This is a genomic window from Pontibacter flavimaris (genome assembly GCF_001907195.1).
In the GTDB taxonomy this organism is placed as follows: Bacteria; Bacteroidota; Bacteroidia; order Cytophagales; family Hymenobacteraceae; genus Pontibacter; species Pontibacter flavimaris.
On sequence record NZ_LVWA01000011.1, the window covers coordinates 50,478 to 57,294 of the forward strand.

The following is a 6,817-nucleotide window of genomic DNA, read 5'->3' on the forward strand; positions in this document are numbered from 1 at the left end:
AAACATTTGCCCAAGCCATAAACAGCAAAAGGCGCCGTTTCCAGCGCCTTTTGCTTTATAAATCAAATGTTCACTAAAGTATAGTTTTAAGCATCGTTTGGCTCTTTGGTTTTGCCGGAGGCCAGTAGCTCCTGTTTCACGTTCTTAATATCAATGGCCTGCATGCGTTGCATGGTTTCTTCCTTTAGCTCGTCAAAGGCATCCAGGTGCTTTTTGTTTATGGGCTTGGCTGCTGGTAGTTTCACGCTCAGGGCATCTACCTGGCGGCCGTTCTTCCAGAAGCGGTAGCAGAGGTGCGGGCCGGTGGCCAGGCCGGTGCTGCCAACGTATCCAATCGTCTGCCCCATCTTTACGCGCGCTCCCTTGCGTACGCCTTTTGCAAACTTAGACATGTGCAGGTACTGGGTAGTATAGGTATCGTTGTGACGCACTTTTACGAAGTAGCCGTTGCCTCTGGTATAATGGGCCGCTACTACCACCCCGTCACCCACCGTACGGATTGGTGTGCCGCGCGGGGCGGCGTAGTCGGTGCCCAGGTGCGCTTTGTAGCGCTTCTGCACCGGGTGGAAACGGCGCTTGGAGAAGCGGGAACTGATGCGGGTGTACTCCAGCGGCTCCTTCAGGAAAGCTCTTTTCAGGCTCTGCCCCTTCTGGTCGTAGTAATTGATGCCATTGCCCTCGTCAAACCCGATAGCGTAGATCTCCTCGCCCTCATGCTCGAAAACGGCCGACTTCAACTCACCAAAGCCGATGGTCTGGCCATTCACCACTTTCTCCTCATAGATCAGCTTAAAGTTGTCGCCGGGCTGCAGGCGGTTCAGGTCCAGGCGCCAGGCAAAGATGTCGGCAAAGCTGTTCACCAGTTGCGGCGATCCGCCGGCCTCCACCATGCTTACGTACAGCGAGCTGTTGATCTCACCGGTAATGGTGCGCTCGATCACTTCTATCTTGCGCTTCTCCAGCGTTACCGCCAGGCTGTCGCGCAGGTCGAAGATCACGTACTCCACCTGGTTGGGTTCATAAATAAAGTATTGGGCAGTTTGCGCGGAGTCGCGCTGGTGCAGGATCATGTAGTTACGGCCGGCGGCAATCTTGCGGACGTTAAATATGTCTTTCGCTTTCTGGGCCAGGTTGTGTACTGTGGGTGCGTCGATGTTGTACTGGGCCAGTAGTTGCGAGAGCACCTCGCCGCGGGCTATCTCCCCTTCCACTATCTCCAGCGAGTCGGTGGCGATGCCGTAGACGACGGGCGCGGGCAGTTCTAGCTTCTCTCTTTCTTCGGCAACTTCCTCTGTGGGAGCCGCTTCCGCTCGCTTAGACCCCAGCAGGTTTACCGGGATAAAGTCCAATGTTTGCGCAGCCGTAATGCAGATCAACAACGACAACGCGATCAGGATGGCGAATCCTTTTCTGCGTTTCAACATAAAATTCGGGGTACCTTTGATTAATAATGGTCACGAAAATAGACTTTAACCTATAAAAATAAAAGTCAATTTTCACACAATATTCAGATTGTAAATATGTTACCATACTTTCCATGGAATCATACATATAATAAACTCCTATATAGCTACATTTTATACCTCAATTATACCTTTGCCATACTTCCGGCAACCTTCTTAGCAACAGCAGCTTCCGTGCTGCCTGCCGAGGCCGTTGCAGCCGCTGCATCGGATTATCGAAATCTTTTTTAACTTTGGCTCCCATGAAAGCATTAGAAGGAAAAGTAGCCCTGATCACCGGGGCATCAAAAGGAATAGGACGCGCCATTGCACAGCAGTTTGTGGAGCATGGCGCCCAGGTAGCGTTCACTTACCTCTCGAGCGTGGAAAAAGGACAGCAACTGGAGCAGGAACTGGCGGCTGGCGGCGGCAAGGTAAAAGGTTACCGCTCCGACGCCTCCGACTACACCCAGGCAGAGCAACTGGTAGAGGACGTGGTAAAGGAGTTTGGCAAGATCGACGTGGTGGTGAACAACGCCGGCATCACGCGCGACGGCCTGCTGATGCGCATGAACGAGGAGCAGTGGGACGCGGTGATGAACGTGAACCTGAAGTCGGTTTTTGCGGTGACCAAGGCGGCTACCAAGCACATGATGCGCGCCAAGAGCGGCTCTGTGATCAACATCACCTCGGTGGTAGGCATCAAAGGCAATGCCGGCCAGGCCAACTACGCGGCCTCCAAGGCGGGTATCATCGGCTTTACCAAGTCGGTGGCGCTGGAGCTGGGCTCGCGTAATATCCGCTGCAACGCCATCGCCCCGGGCTTCATCGAAACCGAGATGACCGGCGAACTGGACCAGAAAGTTGTGGACGAGTGGCGCAAGGCTATACCTTTGAAGCGCGGCGGCACGCCGGAGGACGTGGCCAAAGCAGCCGTGTTCCTGGCCTCCGACGACTCGGCCTACATCTCCGGCCAGGTGCTGCAGGTAGACGGCGGCATGCTCACTTAATTTTGAATGAGTGAATTGTGAATGAGTGAATAAAAATCACTCTGATTTTTATAAAGACCAATGCACCTGCGTTAAGATTACGTTAGTAGCATTGGTCTTTATATTTTAACTTTAGTTGATGAGCCCGTCTCAATCGCACATCAAAGTATAAATTAAGCACCAGCACCTATACTTGCAGAACTGCCGTAAAGTATAACTCTTTAACTTTCTAACTTTCTAACTTAAAAGTGTCGCTCCGCCTCATCACCACCGCCTCACCCTGGCTTATACTTGCCTGCCTGGCAGCGGGCGCGCTGTATGCGTGGCTGCTCTACAGTAAAAAAGCGCCGTGGCCAAAATCGCTCAACTATGGCCTGGCAGCGCTGCGATTTGTGGTGGTAAGTATACTTTGTTTTCTGCTGATGGGGCCACTGATAAGGTACGTATCCAACACCACGGTGCCTCCTACTATTGTGTTTGCCTTGGATAACTCGCAATCGGTGGCGCTATTTTCGGACTCTGCGGCGCTGCAGGCCACCCAGCAGCAACTGCAACAGGTGCGGGAGCGGCTGGAGGAACAGGGCTACCGGACGGCCATACAGACGCTGGGCGAGGAGCAGCAGGAAAGTATAAATAATGTAACCTACGGCTTCGAGACCACTAACCTGAGCCAGCTGCTGACGCGGGTGCAGGATAAATATGTAGGGCAGAACCTGGCGGGTGTGGTGTTGCTCTCGGATGGCATCGTGAACCAGGGCATGTCGCCGACCTACAGCAACTATGGCTATACTTTGTACCCGGTGGCCGTGGGCGATACCGTGCCGAAGAAAGACGTGCTGTTAGCCTCGCTGCGCTACAACAAGGTAAACTACAGCGGCAGCCGCTTCCCGCTGGAGGTGGAGGTGCAGCAAGAGGGCTTTGGCGGCCGGACGGCCAACGTTATACTTCAGGAGAACGGCAAAACCATCGCCAGCAAGAAGGTGCTTTTCAGAGATAACCAGCCGGTGCAGCAGGTGCCGTTCCAGGTGCTGGCCAGTGGGTTGGGAAAGCGCCATTACGTGGTGCAGGTAGCGCCGCTGGAGGGCGAGTTCACCACCCTCAACAACACCAAGCATGCTTATATCGATGTGGTGAAGGGCAAGATAAAAGTGCTCATCGCCGCTGCCGCCCCGCACCCCGATATCAAGGCCATCCGCTCCGCCATCGAATCGAACGAGAATTATGAGACAACCCTGTTTATACCCAGCGTGAACGAGCTGAAGCAACAGGATTACGATGTGGCAGTGCTGCACCAACTGCCCGGGCGCATGGCCGGTGCCGAGCCCGCGCTTAACCTGGTGCGCCAGAAGAACCTGCCTGCTCTCTACATCCTCGGCCCGCAAAGCGACCTGCCCAACTTCAACCGTTTGAACATTGGTATCAACCTGATCAGCAGCGGGCAAACCGATGAGGTAACGGCGGTGCCCAACTCCAGCTTCAGCAATTTCCAGCTGCCCGAGAACGCGGCGGAGCGGCTGCAGGAGTACCCGCCGGCGCGGGTGCCCTTTGGCGATGTCAGGCTATCCCCCAACACCGAAGTTATACTTTACCAGCAGGTGGGCCGCGTGCGCACCAACAAGCCGCTGCTCACGGTGCAGACCTCCGATAACAAGCGCAACGCCGTGCTGCTGGCCTCCGGCACCTGGCAGTGGCGCCTGCAGGAGGCCGCCAACCACGAGCAGCCCCAGGTCTACAACCAGCTCATTACCAACCTGGTGCAGCTCCTGAACGCGCCACGAAACAAGAAGCGCCTGAACGTGTACCCTACTCAAACCGAGTATACCAGCTCCGACGAGATCCGCTTTAACGCAGAAGCCTACAACGAGGCGCTGGAGCCAATCTATGGTCAGAACATTACCTTAAAAATTACCGGCGAGGACGAACAGACCCGCAATTTTACCTTTGCCAACGGCGAGAACCAGAGCGGCGTGAACATCGGCACCCTGCCCGGCGGGCGCTATACCTACACGGCCACGGCAAGTATAAACAGGCAGCAGCAAAAGGACGAAGGGGAGTTTGTGGTGGAGGAACTGCAGCTGGAGGCGCTCAACGCCGTGGCTGACCATAACCTGCTCTTCCAGCTGGCCAGCAACAGCGGCTCCAGGCTATATTATCCGCAGCAACTGCAGCAGCTGGAGCAGGACATTCTGCAGGCAGACCACAAAAACGTGATCTACAGCAAAGAGGAGCTCAGCGACCTGGTGGACATGAAATGGCTCTTCTTCCTGCTGCTGGGCCTGGTGATCGTGGAGTGGTTCGTGCGCAAGTATAACGGCAGTTATTGATAGCTACGTTGTAGGGTGTGTAAGCTATACTTGGACAACGTATGGCGGCAGCGTAAATGTGGCTGAATTTTGGCATGTTTTCAACCTGCTTTCTGCGAGAGCAGAAAAACATACTTTATGCTGCATCCCACAACCTAAGGGCAGAAAAGTATACTTCGTTCTAGCTGTACCTTCTCAGCCAGCTACAAGTATATAATAGTATGCATCCCTAGATTCTGTAAATCCTGATTCAGACAAAATGCTCAGTGTCTCCCCCGTCGTACTTACCACCAAGCGCCTGCTGCTCCGCGAGCTGACACCGGCTATTTTCAACCAGCTCTTCCTAAAAAAGACCAAGGAGGAGATCATGACGTACCTGCACCTGCAGACCGACCAGCAGTTCGAGGAGATGGAGGAGCGCTACACCAAGGGCATCACCACGTATTTTCATGATTTTAAAGGCTTCCACCTGCTGGACCGCGAGACGAAGCAGGTCATCGGCCACTGCGACTTTCATACCTGGGTGCCCGGCCACCGCCGCGCGGAGGTGGGCTATGCCATGACCAATCCAAAGTATAAAAACAAGGGCCTGATGACGGAAGCGCTGGAAACTATACTTACCTTTGGCTTCCGGCAAATGGACCTGTACCGCGTGGAGGCGCTGATCGCCGATTACAACACGCCCTCGCTGCAGCTGGTGCAGCATTTTGGCTTTAAGCGCGAAGGCCGGCTGCGCAACCACTACCTGGTAGGTGGCCAACTGGAGGATTCCATCATGTTCTCGCTCCTGAAACCGGAGTTTGAGGAGTGGCAGGCCAGGCAGCAAAAGCAGTCGGGCTAGCTAAACCATCCACGATTTATACTTATACTTTGAAATACATCCTAGTAAATAAGCCCTACGAAGTGCTCACGCAGTTCACCGACGAGGCAGGCCGCGCCACGCTGAAGGATTTTGTGCCCGTGCCTGGTATCTACCCCGTCGGCCGCCTCGATTATGACAGCGAGGGACTGGTGCTGCTGACTGATGACAAAAAACTGCAGCACCGCCTCTCCGACCCCAAGTTTAAGGTTGAGAAAACCTACTGGGTGCAGGTGGAGGGTGTGCCTGCTGATGAGGCGCTGACCAGGTTGCGGCTAGGCGTTCAGATAAAGGGCGGCAAAACAACCCCGGCCAAAGTGCGCCTGCTGGAGGGCGATCCTGACGTATGGGAGCGCTCCACCCCAATCCGTTTCCGGAAAAACGTCCCCACCACTTGGCTGGAGATCAAAATAGCACAGGGCATGAACCGCCAGGTGCGCCGCATGACCGCCGCCGTGGGTTACCCCACGCTCCGCCTGATCCGTCCGGAAATTGGCCCGCTAAGTATAGGCAGTCTGCAGCCCGGTGAGTGGCGCGAACTTACCCCCGAGGAAGTGGAGCAGCTACAAAGTATAGCCAAAGGCAGCAGCGGAAGTGACGGCAGTGGTGTACGCACCAAAGGTTTCGGTACCGCCGGCAAAGGCCGCAGGAGCAGCGGCAAAGGTGGATTCCGGAAGCAGATTAATTAAAGATGATGTTTCTTACAGCTTCAAAATTCCGGAAGTAGAGCCCCAGCGCCTTCCTGCAAGTGCTCCGGGTTTTCCGATTCATAAGGCTGTGGTTTTTATACTTGAGTTATACTTTATACTTGCTGTTCCAGGTTTAAAATTGCTGTTCCGGACACCCCTGTCCGGAACCTCTCTGCTGCGGATTCCCTAATCCGCGTAAGCATACTTTTTATACTTGCTGATTTATACTTACTGCTATACTTCATACTTTCCTGGCGCAAGCTGAAAGTCCCGGAGCATTTCGGGGCGTCCGCCTGTGTCTTTATACTTCAGCCATACTTCCCTAGCCGCTGCTTTCTACTTTTTGACACAGGCTATACTTACTAGCTGCTGCTGATCCTGTAGTTCCCACAAGCCTATAGTTTCATCTCTTGGTTTGGTGCTCTCAAGCCCGAGAGGGCTCGTCCTTTGGCATCGCGCTGTGTTCCCTCCTGCGCCAGGGCGCTGCCACTAACGTGGCACCGGATCTCACAAGGCGCTCAACCCAAGGACTGGG

At 54.5% G+C, this 6,817-nt stretch carries 5 protein-coding genes; 4 read left to right on the forward strand and 1 reads right to left on the reverse strand.

All coding sequences use genetic code 11. The annotated features are described in order from the left end of the window. Positions 1-86: 86 nt before the first annotated feature. Positions 87-1,424, reverse strand: a complete 1,338-nt coding sequence (locus A3841_RS17555; RefSeq protein ID WP_073854362.1) for a peptidoglycan DD-metalloendopeptidase family protein — start codon at positions 1,422-1,424, stop codon at positions 87-89. Positions 1,425-1,705: 281 nt separating this feature from the next. Between A3841_RS17555 and fabG the strand changes: the two genes are divergently transcribed. The 4 genes from fabG to A3841_RS17575 all read left to right on the forward strand — a co-directional run bounded on the left by fabG (position 1,706) and on the right by A3841_RS17575 (position 6,282). After that, positions 1,706-2,452, forward strand: coding sequence for a 3-oxoacyl-[acyl-carrier-protein] reductase (gene fabG, locus A3841_RS17560; protein ID WP_073854364.1), 747 nt, complete (start codon positions 1,706-1,708; stop codon positions 2,450-2,452). Positions 2,453-2,679: 227 nt separating this feature from the next. Continuing rightward, entirely contained in the window at positions 2,680-4,755 is a 2,076-nt protein-coding gene (locus A3841_RS17565; protein WP_073854366.1) for a hypothetical protein, read from the forward strand. Between the two features lie 238 nt (positions 4,756-4,993). Next, positions 4,994-5,575, forward strand: coding sequence for a GNAT family N-acetyltransferase (locus tag A3841_RS17570; protein ID WP_073854368.1), 582 nt, complete (start codon positions 4,994-4,996; stop codon positions 5,573-5,575). A 29-nt stretch (positions 5,576-5,604) separates the two neighbouring features. Beyond that, positions 5,605-6,282, forward strand: coding sequence for a pseudouridine synthase (locus A3841_RS17575; RefSeq protein WP_073854370.1), 678 nt, complete (start codon positions 5,605-5,607; stop codon positions 6,280-6,282). Positions 6,283-6,817: the final 535 nt, after the last annotated feature.

Coding starts and splice junctions, on each gene's coding strand:
- A3841_RS17555 (WP_073854362.1), bottom strand. CDS start 1,424: ATGTTGAAACGCAGAAAAGGATTCGCCATCCTGATCGCGTTGTCGTTG.
- fabG (WP_073854364.1), top strand. CDS start 1,706: ATGAAAGCATTAGAAGGAAAAGTAGCCCTGATCACCGGGGCATCAAAA.
- A3841_RS17570 (WP_073854368.1), top strand. CDS start 4,994: ATGCTCAGTGTCTCCCCCGTCGTACTTACCACCAAGCGCCTGCTGCTC.